This is a genomic window from Nocardioides caricicola (assembly GCF_039541135.1).
GTDB classification, from domain to species: domain Bacteria; phylum Actinomycetota; class Actinomycetes; order Propionibacteriales; family Nocardioidaceae; genus Nocardioides; species Nocardioides caricicola.
Window position 1 is genome coordinate 79,964 of record NZ_BAABFQ010000005.1, and the last position, 16,507, is coordinate 96,470.

The window sequence follows — 16,507 nt, forward strand, 5'->3', positions numbered from 1 at the left end:
GGTTCTGGAGGCTCAGGCCTCGTCGAGGATGCGCGAGACGTAGCGCGCCACGGCACGCACCGCGGCCATCGAGCCTGGGTAGTCCATGCGGGTGGGGCCGACGATGCCGAGCCGGGCGAGCGACTCGTCGCCCGGGCCGTACCCGGTCGCGACCACGCTCGTGGACGCGAGCTCCTGGTAGGGGCCCTCGTGGCCGATGCGGACGGTCAGCAGCTCGCCGGTCGAGGCCTCGCCGAGCAGCTTGAGCAGCACGACGTGCTCCTCGAGCGCCTCGAGCAGCGGGCGGACGGCGGAGTCGAAGTTGTCGCCGTACCGCGCCAGGTTCGCCGCGCCACCGACCACGATCCGCTCGTCCGAGCGGTGGTCGGACATCGCGTCCACGAGGGTCTCGGCCACCGAGCCGAGCGGGGTGCTCTCCCCGGACGGCACGAGTGCGCGCAGGGACGTCACCGCCTCGGCGATGACCTCGCCGGTCGCGGCGCGGTTGACCTGCTGGCGCAGGTCGGCGAGGTCGTCCTCGGCGAGGTCGACGCCGAGCTCGACCAGCCGTTGCTCGACCCGGCCGGTGCTGAGGATCAGCACGACCAGCAGCCGGTTCGGCGCGAGCGCGACCAGCTCGACGTGGCGGACCGTCGAGCGCGAGAGCGTGGGGTACTGCACGACGGCGACCTGGCGGGTCAGCTGCGCGAGCAGCCGCACCGAGCGGTTCACGACGTCGTCGAGGTCGACCGCCCCGTCCAAGATGGTGGCGATCGCGCGCTTCTCGGCGGCGCTCATCGGCTTGACGGTGGTCAGGCGGTCGACGAACAGCCGGTAGCCCTTGTCGGTCGGCACGCGGCCCGCGCTGGTGTGCGGCTGGGTGATGTAGCCCTCGTCCTCGAGCGCGGCCATGTCGTTGCGGACGGTGGCCGGCGAGACGCCGAGGCCGTGCCGCTCGACGAGCGCCTTGGAGCCGACGGGTTCCTCGGTGGAGACGTAGTCCTCGACGATGGCGCGGAGCACGGCGAGCCGACGTTCCTCCTGCATCCCGCCTCCTCACTGGCACTCGAATGTCCGGAGTGCCAAGCCTACAGCGGGTGTCACGCGGGGGCGCACCCATCGACGCGTGGCGTCGACGTAGGTTAGGCTTACCTAACTTCTCTAACCTGATTGCCAGGAGGATCCGTGCTCCCGTCCGACTCGCGGCGGCTCGCCGCCGACGCCCGCAGCATCCTGGCCTGCCCCGCCTCCGCGAGCCTGGTGGTCGAGGGCGAGCCGAACGCCATCGAGGACCGGCTCGAGCTCTGCGACGACGGAGGTACGCCGGCGCTGTACTGCCCGCCGGACTCCCCCGTCGCCCGGGCCGCCGCCCGCCGCGCGAGCGCGCTGCTGACCCTCACCAGCGGGCTCGGCCCGCGCACCGGGCCCGACCGCGCCGACACGCTGACCCTGGGCGGCCGCCTCCAGCCCACGCACGGCGAGGCGATCGTGCTGCACCTGAACTTCGTGCTGCTGGCACGGGACGACCGGCAGCACAAGATCTCCCTGGAGGACTTCCGCAGCCCGGAGCACCGGATGAACCGGGGGCACCTGCAGCGCTCGACCGAGCACGCCAACGAGTGCCACCAGGACGAGCTGCGGCGTGCGGTCTCACTCGGCACCGGCACCCGGCCCACCGAGATCCTCGGCGTCCAGATCTCGCGGCTGTCGCCCGAGGGCGTCGAGGTGCAGTGGGTCGACGAGCAGGGTGCGCACCAGCAGGTGCTCCGGTTCCCCCGGCCCGCCCACGACATCGCCGACCTCGGCGAGCTGCTGCGCCGCGGGCTGTACGCGGGATTGCGCCTCTAGGGTGATCCGGTGGCTTTCACCGAGATCGCCGACCGGGTCTGGGTCGCGCGCTACGAGCAGTACGACGTCAACGTGACCCTGGTGGGCGGCTCCTCCGGGCTGCTCGTCGTCGACACGCACGGATCGGCCGCCGCGGCGCGGGAGGTGATCGAGGACGTCCGCGCGCTCGGCGCCGGCGACGTGACCGGGATCGTCAACACGCACTGGCACTTCGACCACACCTACGGCAACGGCGCGTTCCGCACGGCGTACGGCGACGTGCCGATCGTCGCGCACGAGATCGCGGTCGAGGAGCTCGAGCGGTGGGGCGACTCCGACGTGGTCGTGCTGCCCGACCGGACGTTCTCCAGCGCCCTGGTCCTCGACCTCGGGGACCGGCAGGTCGAGCTCGTGTACCCCGGGCGGGGGCACACCGCCGGAGACCTGGTGCTGCGCGTCCCCGACGCCGACGTGCTGCTCGCCGGCGACCTCGTCGAGGAGTCCGCTCCCCCGTCGTTCAACGACGACTCGTGGCCGATGGACTGGCCGCTGAGCCTCGACGTCGTGCTCGGCCTCAGCACGCCGGGCACGGTGGTCGTGCCCGGCCACGGCGCCCCGGTCGGCCGCGACTTCGTGGAGGAGCAGCGCAACACCATCGGCATCGTCGCCGAGACGATCCGCGACCTGGCGGGCCGCGGCGTGCCGGTGGACCAGGCGCTCGACGCCGGCGAGTGGCCGTGGGAGCGCGAGCGGCTCGCGGTCGCCGTCCGCCGCGGCTACGAGCAGCTCCCGAACAGCCAGAAGCGGTTGCCGCTGATCTGAGGCGGGTACGACTCGGCCATGAGCGAGAACACCGGCATCGAGGACGAGGACCTCCCCGAGGACCTGCAGCCGACCGAGGACAACCCGCTGGCGCAGGATCTCGACGAGGACGAGGCGAAGTCGCCCGACGAGCTCGACATGGGCGGCGGCAAGGCGCCGGTGGAGTCCGAGAAGTCCGACGAGACCGACGACACGGACGACTCCGAGGACTGACGGCGTGCCCTCCCCGGCACTGTCGGTGGCGCGACCTACGGTCGTCGGGTGAGCAGCGATCGTTACGGCACCGACGTCCTGGCCACCGACTGGCGCGCCCCGAAGCGCGGCCGCGCGACCGAGGCGCCGGCCGAGCTCGGCGCCGTGGTCGAGGAGGTGACGACGGACTGGTGCGGCGAGATCGTGGCAGTCGACCGCGACCTCCACACGCTGACGCTGGAGGACCGCCGCGGCAAGCGACGCACGTTCCCGCTCGGGCCAGGGTTCCTGCTCGAGGGCAGGCCGGTGATCCTGGTCGCGCCGCCCCGCGGCGGCGCCCCGGCCGCGCCGACGCGCACCGCCTCCGGGTCGATCGCGGTGGCCGGTGCGAAGGCGCGGGTCGCGCGGGCCAGCCGGATCTTCGTCGAGGGCCGGCACGACGCCGAGCTCGTCGAGAAGGTCTGGGGCGACGACCTGCGGATCGAGGGCGTGGTCGTCGAGTACCTCGGCGGCGTCGACGACCTCGCCGACCACCTGCGTGACTTCAAGCCCGGCCCGGAGCGGAAGGTCGGCGTGCTGGTCGACCACCTGGTGCGCGGCTCCAAGGAGAGCCGGATCGCCGACGCGATCGCGAAGTCGCCGGCCGGCAGGGACGTGCTGATCGTCGGGCACCCGTTCATCGACATCTGGGCGGCGGTGAAGCCCGAGCGGCTCGGCCTGCAGAAGTGGCCGGACGTCCCGCGCAGCATCGAGTGGAAGAAGGGCGTCTGCCAGCAGCTGGGCTGGCCGCACCGCGACCAGGCCGACATCGCCCGCGCCTGGAAGCACATCCTCGGCAAGGTCTCGTCGTACAACGACCTCGACCCGGCCCTGCTGGGCCGGGTCGAGGAGCTCATCGATTTCGTGACGGCTTGACCGCGAGCCGCGCCACCAGCAGCACGGCGACGGCCTGCAGCAGGCCACCGGCGACGCTGAAGGCGACCGGGAACTCGCCCGAGCCGAGGACGAACCCCACCAGGTAGAGCGGGCCGGCCCAGACGGTGACCTCGGACCGGGCCCGGATCAGCGCGACGCCCGCGAGCAGGCTGCCGAGGATCGTCATCGCCAGCAGCGGGGTGAGGACGTTGAACACCGGGCCGGTCTGGAGCCGCTCCCAGATCTCGACGGCGCCGGGGGTCACCTCGCCGTCGTCGACGAAGGAGCAGGCCGCGAGCCGGAGCCCGGCGAAGCCGGCGCCGCCGATCGCGGCGAGCGTGAGCATGGTCGCGGTGGTCGCGGCGAGCTTCGGCATCCGGTCTCGCAGCGCCGCGAACAGCGTCAGCGCCCAGGCGACGAGCGTGATGATGCCGAGCAGGAAGACCACGGTCGACGCCAGGTACTGACCGGGCTCGGCCGCGATCGCGGACAGCAGCGCCTCCGGGTTGTCGCGCGGCAGCATCCCCGTCGGATCGAGCGCGTACTGCGCCGACAGCGCGAGCGGGGACACGACGGCTGCCACCGCGAGCAGCCGGCGCCGGAGCGGGACCGCGCCGGACAGGACCGGGGCGGTGGGGGTGGGCTTCGGGTCCAGCACGCCGGCACCCAGACGGATCTCGTTCACTTCATCTCCTCAGTCGATCGGTTGATGACGAGAACCCTCCGGCGGCGGACGTCCCGCCGGCATCTGCTCGATGTCCCGACCACGACACGGGACATCGAACCCGCTCCCCCGGGACGCACTCGCTGCGAGGATGACCGCACCATGAGGACCCGGATGATCAGCGCAGGCGCCGCCGCCGGCGGGCTGCTGTGCGTCGCGCTCGCGGTGGCGGTCGCGGCCGACCTCGCCGTCAACGAGCACTACCGCCCCGAGGTCGACCAGCTGCTGCGCGGCGTGACCGCCGGCATCGCGTACGGCGGGCTCGGCGGCTTCCTCGCCGCCCGCCGCCCCCGGCTGCCGGTCGGCTGGGTGATGCTGCTGATCGGGTTCAGCAACGCCTTCTCGGCGGCGATGGGCGTGCTCGCCGACCGCAGTCTCGATGACGGCTCCTCGGTGACCGGCTGGGCGTTCTGGCTGTCCAGCTGGTCGTGGGTGCCGGGCTACGTGCTGGTGCCGACGGTGCTGCTGCTGATCCTCCCGAACGGCCGTCCCTACGGGCGGTACGGCCGCGCGCTGGTCGCGGTGGGCAGCGTCGGGACCGCGCTGGTCACGCTGGCGTGGGCGCTGACGCCGTACGACCAGCAGGACTACGCCCTGCCGGACCGGTACGCCCACCTGACGAACCCGATCGGCGTCGACGGCACCGGCGTGCTGCTGCCGATCTCGCTGGCCGCCGTCCTCGTCGGCATGGTGGCCGGCCTGGTGACCCTCGCGCTGCGGGTGCGCACCTCACGCGGCCGGGAGCGGGAGCAGGTCTACTGGGTGCTCGCGGGAGCCGTGCTCACCGCGGTGCTGCTCGTGGGCGCGTTCGGGTTCCCCGACAGCAGCGACACGATCATCGCGGTCGCGATGCTGCCGCTGCCGGCCGCGATCACCTGGTCGTCGGTACGCCGCCGCCTCTGGGACCTCGATCTCGTCGTCAACAAGACGCTGGTGCTGGGCGTCCTCGGCGCGGTCGGCGCCGTCCTCGGTGGGCTGCTCCCGGTGCCGGCCGGCCTGGCCGCAGCGATCGCCGTCGCGGTCGCGCTGCCGCTGCTCGGACCGGTGCAGCAGCTGGTCAACCGGTTCCTCTACCGCGACGCGACGGAGCCCGGTGAAGCCGTGCACCGGCTCGGTGAGCAGGTCGGCGCGGCCACCTCGCCGCTCGACGCGCTGCCGCACGTGCTCGCCGTGGTCGCGAGCACCCTCGGCACCGCGCACGCCGAGATCCGCCTGGCCGACGGCACGACCGTCCGCCAGGGCGGGCCGTCCGGGGCGCTCGAGACGGTGCCGCTGGTGCACCACCGGGTGCCGGTCGGCGAGCTCACGATCTCCGCGCCTCCCGGCGGGCTGGGCACGCGGGGCGAGGCCCTTCTCGCCGACCTGGCCCGGCACGCCGCGGTCGTGGCGCACGCGGTCGCGCTGCAGGACGCCGTCCAGCAGTCGCGCGAGCAGGTCGTCGTCGCGCGCGAGGAGGAGCGCCGGCGGATCCGCAACGACCTGCACGACGACCTCGGCCCGCGGCTGGCCGCGACCGCGCTCCAGCTCGAGAACGCCGTCGAGCTGGTCGCCGAGGAACCGGGCCGGGCGGTGCAGGTGCTCGAGCGCGCCACCGGCTACCTGCGCGAAGGCGTCGCGGACGTGCGCCGGATCGTCGACGACCTGCGGCCCGCGGCGCTCGACGACCTCGGGCTGGTGCAGGCGGTGCGCGAGCAGGCCGCGCGGCTCGGGGAACACGGCCTCGCGGTGTCCGTGTCGACCGACGGCGACCTGACCGCCCTGCCCGCCGCGGCCGAGGTGGCGGCATACCGGATCACGGCCGAGGCGATGACGAACGTCGCCCGGCACGCCGATGCCCGGCACCTGCGGGTGCGGCTGGCGCGCGGTGCCGACGGCATCGTCATCGAGGTCGCCGACGACGGCCGGGGGCTGCCCGACGACCTGGTGCCGGGCGTCGGGCTCGGCTCGATGCACCAGCGCGCGGCGGAGCTCGGCGGCACCTGCGTGGTGCGCGGCGAGCCCGGCTCGGGTACGAGAGTGGAGGCGACGATCCCGGTGGGAGCACGATGAGCGAGCAGGCGCAGCTGACGGTGCTGGTCGTCGACGACCACCCGATGTTCCGCGAGGGGCTGACCGCGGTCGTCGACAGCCTGCCGTGGGCGACGGTGGTGGGCGAGGCCGGCGATGGGGACGCCGCGGTCGCCGAGGCGCTGCGCACCCGCCCCGACGTCGTCCTCATGGACCTGCAGATGCCCGGCACGAACGGGCTGGAGGCGACCCGCCGGCTGACCGCCGAGCTGCCGGAGACCGCGGTCGTCGTGCTGACGATGGTCGAGAACGACGAGGCCGTCGCGGCCGCGCTGCGGGCCGGGGCGCGCGGCTACCTGGTGAAGGGCGCGAGCAAGCAGGAGATCACCCGGGCGCTCGAGGCCGCCGGGCACGGCGAGGTGATCCTCGGCGCCGGGGTCGGCGCCGGGGTGCTGTCGCGGCTGGTGACGCGGGGCGACGCGCTGGCGCCGTTCCAGCAGCTGAGCGACCGGGAGCGTGAGGTGCTCGACCTGGTCGCGCGGGGGCTCGGCAACGGCGACATTGCGCGGGAGCTCTACCTGTCGGAGAAGACCGTGCGCAACGTCGTCTCGTCGATCCTCACCAAGCTGCCAGCCGCATCCCGCGCCGAGGCGGTCGCCCGGGCGCGGGACGCGGGACTGGGTGGAGCGTCGGTCTAGCTGGTGCGCAGGGGTCGGCCCTGGGCGTCCTTGCTGTCGGTCGCGAGGATCATGATGCCGTCGATGAACGGCCACAGCGCGCCGATGCCGCAGGTGAGGATCGTGACGACGAGCTGCCACACGCCGGTCTTGGTGTCGCCGATGTAGAAGCGGCCGATGCCGAGCGGGATCAGGATCTGCAGCAGGCCCGCCACCAGCTTGGTCTTGTCGGAGTACGGGACGCCGGTGACCGGGTGCACGCCGTACGGCGCGGCCGGGTTCGGGGCGGCGAAGCCGCCGGCCGGCGGGGCGTAGCCGCCCTGCGGCTGGCCGTACGGCGGCGGGGTGGGCTGGGCGGGCTGCTCGTAGGGCGGCGGCGGGGGCGCCGAGCCCTCCGGCTGCTGGTTCGGGTCGGGAGTCTCAGGACCTTGGGTCATGGTCGACAGACTAGGGGTCCGCGATGGCCTATGGCAGCAGGTCGCGCACGATCGCGTCGGCCAGCAGCCGACCGGTGCGGGTCGGCACCAGCCGGGCGCCGTGCTCGATGAGCAGCCCGCGCTCGACCAAACCCGGGACCGCGGCGCGTCCGTGCGCGTCGAGGGCGTCGGCCGGCAGCCCGTCGCGCAGCCGCAGCTCCAGCAGCACCCGCTCGATGCGGCGGCTGTCCTCGTCGAGGAGCTCGCGGGCGTGCGCCGGGCTGCGATCGGCGCCGATCCGGTCGGCGTACGCCGCGGGGTGCTTGACGTTCCACCACCGCACGCCGCCGACGTGGCTGTGCGCGCCGGGGCCGACGCCCCACCAGTCGCCGCCGGTCCAGTAGAGGAGGTTGTGGCGGCACCGGCTGGCGTCGTCCTTGGCCCAGTTCGAGACCTCGTACCAGCTCAGCCCCGCAGCCTCGAGTCGCTCGTCGACCAGCACGTACTTGTCGGCGAGGTCGTCCTCGTCGGGCATCGGCAGCTCGCCACGCTTGACCCGTCGGGCGAGCGCGGTGCCCTCCTCGACGATGAGGGAGTACGCCGACACGTGGTCGGGGCTGCTCGCCAGCGCGGTGTCGACGCTGGTCGCCCAGTCCTCGATGCTCTCCCCCGGCGTGCCGTAGATGAGGTCGAGGCTGATGCTTCCGCCCCCGGCTTGCTCGAAGCCCGCCTGCCGCGCCCAGTCGACGACCTGCGGCACCCGCAGCGGGTCGTGGGTGCGGTCGAGGACGGCGAGCACGTGCGGCACCGCGGACTGCATCCCGAACGACAGCCGGTTGAACCCGCCCGCCCGCAAGGCCTCCAGCGCGACCAGGTCGACGCTGTCGGGGTTGGACTCCGTGGTGACCTCCGCGCCGGGGGCGAGCCCGAACTCGTGGTCGATCGCCCGCACGATGTTGCTCAGGTCGGCCGGGTCGAGCAGCGTCGGCGTACCGCCCCCGAAGAACACGGTGCTGACCGGCACGTCGACGTCGCCGAGCACCTGCCTGGCGCGTCGTACCTCCGCGATCGCGGTGTCGGCGTACGACGCCCGGCTCGCCCCGGGCCCGAGCTCGTCGGCGGTGTAGGTGTTGAAGTCGCAGTAGCCGCACCGCACCGTGCAGAACGGCACGTGCACGTAGAACCCGAACGGCCTGCTGCCCACCCCCGCCAGCGCGCTGTCCGGAAGGCCGCCGTCCTCGGGAACAGGATCACCAGCGGGCAGGGCAGACGGCATGCCCACCAGTCTCCCCCACCCCCCGCGTTGGCGGGTCGTCCGCCTCTCGGCTTGCTAGAGGCCCGTGTGGTGCGGACGACCCGATGCCCTGTGGAGAGCGAGCCCCGCGATTCGAGATACGGGGAACTCTGTCGCCCATGACAGGCAACGCTCCGCGATGGGTGCTGGTGGCACAGCGGCAGGCTGGGTTGGTCACCCGGCGCCAGCTCAGGCAGCTCGGTCTCACCAGCAACTACGTCGACGCCCAGCTCAGTGGACGTCGGTGGCAGGAGATCAGCAGCACCGTCCTCGCCACCACGACCGGTGCACTGACGCGACCACAGCTCATGTGGGCCGGGGTCCTGCATGCAGGACCGCGGAGCGCGATCGGTGGGCTGACCGCGCTGGAGGTGCACGGCCTCGACAACTGGCACCGCGACGAGATCACCGTGCTGATCCCGAAGTCCCACCACCTCGAGAGGATCAAGGGCATCAAGTTCGTCGAGACGCGGCGACCGATCCAGCTGATGACCTCCTCCAAGGCGCTGCCGACCTGGCGGGTCGAGCCTGCTGCCCTGCACTGGGCGGCGTACACCCCGGTCACGCGATCGGCCTACGGCGTGCTGGCAGCGTGTGTGCAGCAGTCGCTGACCTCGCCGTACCGGCTCGACGGCTGGATCACCCGGATGCGCCCGCTGCGTCGCGCGAAGCCGTTCCGGCGCGTGCTCGGCGAGATCGCGGAGGGGAGCCAGTCCGTGGCCGAGCTCGACGTCCTGAGGATGTGCGACCGGTTCGGGCTGCCGCGGCCGCGGCGGCAGACCAGGCGCCTGGACTCAGCGGGGCGGGCTCGGTACACGGACGCCGAATGGTCACTGACCGACGGTCGAACCCTCGTGCTGGAGGTCGACGGAGGCTTCCACATGACGGTCAAGCACTGGGGCGCCGACCTCGAACGTGAGCGTCAGCTCGTCGCCACCGGCCTTGTCGTCGTGCGCTGCACCGCGATCCAGCTCAGGGACGATCCCGAGCGCATCGTCCGGGACCTGCTGCGCATCGGCCTGCTCGGGTCGTCCGCCTGACGCCTTGCTATAGGCAGCCGAGAGGCGGACGACCCGGTCACACCGGCACGTTGAGGGTGATGGTGTAGCCGGTGTCGACGGAGCCGGTGACGGTGGCCATCTGGAGCGAGTGGCCGTCGGAGAAGACGCCGTCGCTGTCGAGGCTGACCGCGGCGAGGTTGGCGACCGAGGCGTCGTAGCCCTCGGTGGCGTAGACGGTCTCGCAGACGTCCTGCGGGAGCGCGAGCTGGGAGGTGCGCAGCTTGTTCGCGTACGACGTGGCGTCGTCCAGCGACTGGTAGACCTCGAAGTGCATGTGCGGCCAGCGGCCGTCGTAGCAGGCGGGGAAGATCGAGGTGAACTCCACGCGGCCGTCGGCACCGGTCTCCTGCACCCCGCGCAGGTAGTTCTCGTCGGCGATCTCCTCGTCGTACATCGAGTACCGACCCTCCCGGTCGCAGTGCCACAGGTAGACCGCCGCACCGGCCATCGCGGTGGCGTCCTCCCCGTTGAGGTCGAGGACCTTGAGCCGGATGGTGACCGGGATGCCCTCGGCGACCCCGGACGCCGAGCCGAACGACGTGGTGAGGTCGCTCCGGACGACCCCCGACTCCGTGAGCACGTTCACGCCGTTCGACCCGTCGCCCGGGTACGGGCCGGCGGTCTCCTCGGGGATCTCGCCGTCCGCGACCTGCACCGACGTCTCCCCGCCAGCAGGGGCGCCGCCGGGCGGGGTACCACCGGCGGGAGGACCGCCCTGGGTGCTGGAGGACGTGACGGTCTCGGGTTCGTCGGTCCCACAGCTCACTGCCAGAGCGGCCACTCCCGCGGCGCCGAAGACCGCGAGCATCCCTCGCCGGCCCATCCGCTTGTTGCGCTCGACGATGCGAGGCAGGTCGTGGGAGAGGCCGAGGTCGTGGTCTTCGCGTTCTTCCATGTCCCCAGAAGACCCCGCGTGCCTGTGTGATTGCTGTGCGACCGCAGTGAGCCGTCAGTGGAAGTCGCGCGACCGGTGCCGCGCCTGGAGCGCCTGACCGGCCTGCGCGTGCACGGTCTCGATCGCGGAGAGCCGGTCGGCGAGCAGGTTGGTGACGCCGTCGCGCCGCTCGAGGATGCCGCGGATCACCATGCCGGCGGCGCTGTTGGCGACGTTGCGGTAGCGCCGCCACACCCCGACCGTGCAGATCACGTTGAGCATCCCGGTCTCGTCCTCGAGGTTGAGGAACGTGACCCCCTGCGCGGTGCCCGGCCGCTGCCGGTGCGTGACCAGCCCCGCGACGTGCACCCGCCCGGGCTCGGTGACGAAGCAGTCGGCGACCGACTTGATCCCGACCGCGCGCAGCCGGTCCCGCAGGTGCTCGAACGGGTGCGCCCCGGGTGTGATGCCGGTCGCCCACATGTCCGCCATCGTGATCTCGACGTCGTCCATCTCCGGCAGCATCGGCGCCGCCCCGGAGACGCGGATCCCCTCGAGGTGCTCCTCGGTCTCGGTCCAGCCGGCGTTCCACAGCGCCTGCCGCCGGGTGAGACCGGTCCCCTCGAAGACCCCGGCGGTCGCCAGCGCCTCCAGCTGCCGCGCGTCGAGCCCGGCCCGCCGCGACAGGTCCGCCTGGTCGGCGAACGGCCGCTCCGCACGCGCCGCCACGATCCGCTCCGCGACGGTGGTGCTGATGCCGCGCACGGAGTCCAGCCCGAGACGTACGGCGTACGACGTGTCGCGCCGATGCTCGGGGGTCGGGTCGGGCGTGTTCGGGACCCACGGCGCCCACTCCCCGTCGGAGAGGCACGCGTCGAGTCCGGTGGGACCGGGAGGACCAGCGAGCTCGAGGTCGGCGGTCGCGCGGGACAGTGCGAGGTCGGGGCGGCGCACCTCCACGCCGTGCCGGCGCGCGTCGTGCACCAGGGACTGTGGCGAGTAGAACCCCATCGGCTGCGCACGCAGCAGTGCTGCGAGGAACGCGCCCGGGTAGTGCAGCTTGCACCACGAGCTGGCGTAGACGAGCTTCGCGAACGACAGTGCGTGGCTCTCGGCGAAGCCGAAGTTCGCGAACGACAGGATCTGCAGGTAGATCGCGTCCGCTTGCGCGCCGGTGATGCCCTTGTCGGCCATCCCGGACATCAACTTCGCCTTCACCGACTCGATCCGCTCGACGCCGCGCTTCGAGCCCATCGCCCGGCGCAGCAGGTCGGCCTCGTCGCGGTTGCAGTCGCCGAGGACCCGCGCCATGTCCATCAGCTGCTCCTGGAACAGCGGCACGCCCTTGGTGCGCTCGAGGACCGGGATCAGCAGCGGGTGGGCGAACTCGACCGGGTCGACGCCGGTCGCGCGGCGTACGTAGGGGTGCACTGCCCCGCCCTGGATCGGACCGGGCCGGATCAGCGCGATCTCGATCGCGAGGTCGTAGAACTCCCGCGGCTGCAGCCGCGGCAGCGTGCCGATCTGGGCGCGGCTCTCGACCTGGAAGACGCCCACCGAGTCGGCGCGGCAGAGCATGTCGTAGACCGCGGACTCCTCCTTGGGGATCGACGCGAGCGTCCAGTCCTCACGCAGGTGCTCGCGCACGATCACCATCATGTGGTCGAGCGCGCTGAGCATCCCGAGCCCGAGCAGGTCGAACTTCACCAGCCCCATGAACTCGCAGGCGTCCTTGTCCCACTGCAGCACGGTGCGCTTCTCCATCCGCGCCCGCTCGATCGGCACCACCTCACCGATCGGCCGCTCGGTGAGCACCATCCCGCCCGAGTGGATGCCGAGGTGGCGCGGCGCCCCGAGGAAGCCGTTGGCGAGGTCCACGACCGGAGGGGGTACGTCGTGCTCGCCACCCTCGCGCACGGCGACCTCGGTCCACGACGTGACCTGCTTCGACCAGGCGTCCTGCTGGCCCGGCGAGTGGCCGAGCGCCTTCGCGGCGTCACGGACGGCCATCTTGGGCCGGTAGCCGACGACGTTCGCCACCTGGGCGGCGTTGTGCCGGCCGTACTTCTCGTAGACCCACTGGATGACCTGCTCCCGCTTGTCGGAGTCGAAGTCGACGTCGATGTCGGGCTCCTCCTCGCGGTGCTGCGAGATGAACCGCTCGAACGGGAGCCGGTAGAAGACCGGGTCGATCGCGGTGATGCCGAGCGCGTAGCAGACCGCCGAGCTGGCCGCGGATCCCCTGCCCTGGCAGAGGATCCCGCGCTCGCGGGCGAACTCCACGATGTCGTGGACGATCACGAAGTAGCCGTCGAAGTCCTTCTCCGCGATCACCTTCAGCTCGTGCTCGACCCGCTCGCGGGCCTCGCGGGCATGGGGCTCGTGGGCGTAGCGGATCGCGAAGCCGCGCTCGGTCAGCTCGCGCAGCCAGCCCGCCGGTGTCCACCCGTCGGGGACGAACTTCGGCAGCCGCGGGCTGGCCTTCTGGAGGTCGAACGCGACCTCGTCGGCGAGCACGACGCTGCGCTCGACCGCGCCCGGGTAGCGCGCGAACCGGCGCGCCATCTCCGCACCCGAGCGCAGGCTGGCCAGCCCCGACGCCGGCAGCCAGCCGTCCATCTCGGCCAGGCTGCGACGGGCGCGGACGGCGGCCATCGCCCCGGCGAGCCGGTGCTGCTCGGGCCGGGCGTAGTGCACGTTGTTGGTGGCGACGTACGGCAGCCCGTGGTCGCGCGCCAGCCGGGCGAGCGCGTCGTTGTCGGCGCTGTCGGTCGGGTGCCCGTGATCGATCAGCTCGACGGCGACGTTCTCGTGACCGAACAGCGCAGTCAGCCGGTCCAGCTCGGTCGCGGCGTACGACGGGCCGCGGGTCAGTGCCTGACGCACGGCGCCCTTGCGGCAGCCGGTGAGCACCAGCCAGTGCCCGCGCCCGCGCTCGGCGAGCTCGCGCAGGTCGTAGACCGGCTTGCCCTTCTCGTCGCCGCGCAGCTGGGCGTCGGTGATCGCGCCGGCCAGCCGGTGGTAGCCCTCGACCCCGCGCGCGAGGACCAGCAGGTGACCACCCTCGGGGTCGGGCACGCCGTTCTGCGGCTTGGTCAGCCCCAGCGATAGCTCGGCGCCGTAGATCGTCTTCAGGCCACCGTGCAATTGCGCCGTTTCCGCAAGGAGCGGCGCGCCGTAGAACCCGTCGTGGTCGGTGATCGCCAGCGCGTGCAGCCCGAGCCGGAGCGCCTCGAGCACCAGGTGGTCGGGGCCGCTGGCGCCGTCGAGGAAGCTGAAGTTCGAGTGGCAGTGCAGCTCGGCGTACGGCGTGACCGGGCCGGTCGGCCGCTCGATGTCGACGCGCTGCTGCTTGCGCTTGCGCTGCGAGATCGGCGCCTCGGGGTCCTGGGGCGTGTTGACCCGCCCGGAGAGCCGCTTCTCCAGCTCGCCCCAGGAGATCGCGGGGTTGTTCCAGCCCATCAGTCGGCCCTGCTAGTCATAGGCGGCTTCCGTGAACCAGACCCCGGCGTCCCACGTCATCAGCCACGCGCGGCCGTCGACGCCGACCACCTGGAAGCGGGCGACGCGTCGTGGGCTCGACTCCCACCACAGCTCCTCCACCGGCCACGGTCCGGCCCACGCGGCGACCGGCTGCCAGTCGCCGGAGGGACCGGGACGGAACTGTTCGGGCTCGCACGTCACCCCGCCGCGCTCGTCGACGCCGACGGTGTGCCCACCAGCGCCGATCATCGCGGCCGCCCAGGGGCTGGCCAGCACGCGCGACGGCGCGGGCGGCGGGATGCTGCCCGGCCATGGCGGGCCGACCGGCCGCAGCCCGGTGGGCCGCTCGCCCCACGGCACCAGCACCTGCCGGTCCGCGGGCGCCCGGCCGCCCTGCAGCACCGGTCGCACCACGGCCTCGTGGCCGAGCATCCCCTGCACCCGCGCGATGCCGCGCTCGACCCGCTCGTCGGTGCCGCCCCAGAGCCCGTCCGCGTGCACGGCGTCGGGGACGACGGTGAGTGGTGTGATCAGCACCCGGTCGACCGGCGCGCGGATGTCGCCGGCCCGGAACCCACCCTGCAGCTGCCAGTGCAGCCGGTCGACGAGATCGGCGGCGGTGAACCAGCGCGGGTGCAGCCAGACCCGCGCGGACGCGGGCTCGGACGAGCCCTCGCAGCGCGCCTCGATGAGCACCTCGGTGCACACCAGCCCGAGGCGGGCCAGCTGGTCGACGACCCGGTCGGCGGTCTGGCGGACGCTGAAGCTGATCGTCTCGGCATTGTCGAGCGGCGGCTCGAAGTCGACGTGGCAGGCGAGGTCGGGCGGCGGGGTGCGCGGTGCGAGCGCCTCGGCGCCGTCGCCGCTGACCACCCGGTGCACCCACGCGACCTGCCGGCCGAACCGGTCGCGTACGTCGACGGCGGACAGGTCGGCCAGGTCGCCGAGCGTGCGCAGCCCGAGCCGCTTCATCAGGCTGACCGCGTCGAGGTCCTCGATCACCTGGATGGGCAGGCCGCGCAGGAACGGCACCGACTCCCCCGGCTCGACGACCAGGCAGTCCTGCCGCTCGGCGTGCCGTGCGGCGTGCTCGGCGGTGAACAGCTCGTCAGCGACGCCGAAGCGGCAGTCCCACACGCCGAGCCCGACCAGCCGCTCGGCGAGCAGCGCGGCGCCGGCCGGCTCGCCACCATGGAACCGGCCCGGCGCGCGCACCGCCAGCAGTCCCGGCCGCAGCGGCGTCACGCCCGGGCGGATCTCCTCGACCGCGGCGAGCACCGGCTCGAACGCGCGCACGTCGCGGTCCGGGGTGGCGGCGTACACCTTGAGCTCGGGGCAGCGGCCCTGGGCGTCACGGCGGCGCATCCCGCGGCGGACACCGGAGGTGCGGGCGGCGGCGTTGCTCGCGACCACCCGGTTGGCGTGGAAGACCGCGGCCGGGAGGTGGGTGGGCAGCCCGTCCTCGGCCAGGGCCGCGACCACCGGCCAGTCCGGGCACCAGGTGACCATGACGCGCACTAGCTCGCCGCCTCCACGGCGGGTACGGCGACCAGCTCGTCGGCACGTCGGTACGTCATGTCCTCGGCCGGGAACCACAGCGCCCCGCGCCGCGGCGGTGCCGAGCCGCGGTGCGCCTCGACCAGGATCCGGCGGGCGCGCAGGTGGCCGTGGCCGGCGCCGACGCCGCTCCAGGCGGGCGAGCGGGTGGTCAGCCGCACCTCGGCGCGGGGCCAGTCGCCGAGGACGACCAGCGCGGCGGACCGCTTGCGCAGCCGGGCGCCGAGCTTGGCCGCGACCTGCTCGGGGACCCGGCCGGGCGGCTTCACCAGCACCACGGTCACGACGTCGACCAGCGCGCCAACCACCTCGAGCCACTGCTCCCCCGGGTCGGGCACCAGCACCGTGCGGTCCAGGTCGACCCCCAGCGCGCGGGCGGCCTCAGCGCCGAAGTCGCTCACCCCGACCGCGGCCGCCCAGCTGCCGGCCCTGGACGGGCCGGCCACCAGCGCCAGCGCCAGGCTGGCGCTGTCGACCGCGTAGCTCCCGCCGGCGCGCAGCTGGACCAGCCCGGCCAGCGCCGGGTGGGTCTCCAGCGGGAGGCGGGGCATGCCGTCCTGCATGCCCGCCATCCGGCTGCGCAGCTGCGCGATGGTGTCGAGGGTGGCGGGTGCGGGAGTCACACCCCATCTTCGAACATCTGTTCGAATGAGTCAATCGGGTCGTCCGCCTCTCGGCT

The 16,507-nt window shown here is 73.1% G+C and carries 15 protein-coding genes; 7 read left to right on the plus strand and 8 right to left on the minus strand.

What is annotated here, in order from left to right:
• Positions 1–12 precede the first annotated feature (12 nt).
• Entirely contained in the window at positions 13–1,026 is a 1,014-nt protein-coding gene (gene hrcA / locus ABD875_RS08745) for a heat-inducible transcriptional repressor HrcA (RefSeq protein WP_345173495.1), read from the minus strand.
• A gap of 138 nt (positions 1,027–1,164) precedes the next feature.
• Between hrcA and ABD875_RS08750 the strand changes: the two genes are divergently transcribed.
• The 4 genes from ABD875_RS08750 to ABD875_RS08765 are packed head-to-tail and all read left to right on the plus strand — an operon-like array spanning position 1,165 to position 3,735.
• Positions 1,165–1,827, plus strand: coding sequence for a hypothetical protein (locus tag ABD875_RS08750; protein ID WP_345173496.1), 663 nt, complete (start codon positions 1,165–1,167; stop codon positions 1,825–1,827).
• A gap of 9 nt (positions 1,828–1,836) precedes the next feature.
• Complete coding sequence (locus ABD875_RS08755; protein ID WP_345173499.1) at positions 1,837–2,628, plus strand: MBL fold metallo-hydrolase; 792 nt, start codon at positions 1,837–1,839, stop codon at positions 2,626–2,628.
• A gap of 18 nt (positions 2,629–2,646) precedes the next feature.
• Complete coding sequence (locus ABD875_RS08760; protein WP_345173501.1) at positions 2,647–2,841, plus strand: hypothetical protein; 195 nt, start codon at positions 2,647–2,649, stop codon at positions 2,839–2,841.
• 48 nt (positions 2,842–2,889) lie between these two features.
• The gene (locus ABD875_RS08765; protein WP_345173504.1) at positions 2,890–3,735 is read left to right on the plus strand and encodes a DUF3097 domain-containing protein; all 846 of its coding nucleotides are present in this window, start codon (positions 2,890–2,892) and stop codon (positions 3,733–3,735) included.
• Here the strand turns inward: ABD875_RS08765 and ABD875_RS08770 are convergent.
• Positions 3,713–4,420, minus strand: coding sequence for a hypothetical protein (locus tag ABD875_RS08770; protein ID WP_345173507.1), 708 nt, complete (start codon positions 4,418–4,420; stop codon positions 3,713–3,715). The genes ABD875_RS08765 and ABD875_RS08770 overlap by 23 nt on opposite strands.
• Positions 4,421–4,561: 141 nt before the next feature.
• Between ABD875_RS08770 and ABD875_RS08775 the strand changes: the two genes are divergently transcribed.
• Together ABD875_RS08775 and ABD875_RS08780 are read left to right on the plus strand one after the other, a co-directional pair.
• Complete coding sequence (locus ABD875_RS08775) at positions 4,562–6,508, plus strand: sensor histidine kinase (RefSeq protein WP_345173509.1); 1,947 nt, start codon at positions 4,562–4,564, stop codon at positions 6,506–6,508.
• Positions 6,505–7,164 (plus strand): response regulator transcription factor, encoded by a 660-nt coding sequence (locus ABD875_RS08780; RefSeq protein WP_345173511.1) that lies wholly within the window; start codon positions 6,505–6,507, stop codon positions 7,162–7,164. The genes ABD875_RS08775 and ABD875_RS08780 overlap by 4 nt, the downstream gene beginning before the upstream one ends.
• On the opposite strand, the gene ABD875_RS08785 is transcribed toward ABD875_RS08780, so the two are convergent.
• Positions 7,161–7,580, minus strand: a complete 420-nt coding sequence (locus ABD875_RS08785) for a TM2 domain-containing protein (RefSeq protein ID WP_345173514.1) — start codon at positions 7,578–7,580, stop codon at positions 7,161–7,163. The two genes, ABD875_RS08780 and ABD875_RS08785, sit on opposite strands and share 4 nt — an antisense overlap.
• Positions 7,581–7,608: 28 nt before the next feature.
• Positions 7,609–8,835: a radical SAM family heme chaperone HemW gene (gene hemW / locus ABD875_RS08790; RefSeq protein ID WP_345173517.1), complete on the minus strand. Its 1,227-nt coding sequence runs from the start codon at positions 8,833–8,835 to the stop codon at positions 7,609–7,611.
• 137 nt (positions 8,836–8,972) lie between these two features.
• Here hemW and ABD875_RS08795 point away from each other — a divergent pair, with 137 nt between their 5' ends.
• Positions 8,973–9,893 carry a hypothetical protein gene (locus tag ABD875_RS08795; RefSeq protein ID WP_345173519.1) on the plus strand — a complete coding sequence of 307 codons (921 nt, stop codon included), beginning with the start codon at positions 8,973–8,975 and terminating at the stop codon, positions 9,891–9,893.
• 37 nt (positions 9,894–9,930) lie between these two features.
• Here ABD875_RS08795 and ABD875_RS08800 read toward each other — a convergent pair whose 3' ends face one another.
• The 4 genes from ABD875_RS08800 to ABD875_RS08815 are packed head-to-tail and all read right to left on the minus strand — an operon-like array spanning position 9,931 to position 16,451.
• Complete coding sequence (locus tag ABD875_RS08800; protein ID WP_345173521.1) at positions 9,931–10,809, minus strand: dioxygenase family protein; 879 nt, start codon at positions 10,807–10,809, stop codon at positions 9,931–9,933.
• Between the two features lie 54 nt (positions 10,810–10,863).
• A complete protein-coding gene (locus ABD875_RS08805) occupies positions 10,864–14,250 on the minus strand; it encodes an error-prone DNA polymerase (protein WP_345173524.1) in 3,387 nt (1,128 codons plus the stop codon).
• A 12-nt stretch (positions 14,251–14,262) separates the two neighbouring features.
• Positions 14,263–15,780: a DNA polymerase Y family protein gene (locus ABD875_RS08810; protein ID WP_345176278.1), complete on the minus strand. Its 1,518-nt coding sequence runs from the start codon at positions 15,778–15,780 to the stop codon at positions 14,263–14,265.
• A gap of 8 nt (positions 15,781–15,788) precedes the next feature.
• Positions 15,789–16,451 (minus strand): hypothetical protein, encoded by a 663-nt coding sequence (locus tag ABD875_RS08815; RefSeq protein WP_345173527.1) that lies wholly within the window; start codon positions 16,449–16,451, stop codon positions 15,789–15,791.
• Positions 16,452–16,507 lie beyond the last annotated feature (56 nt).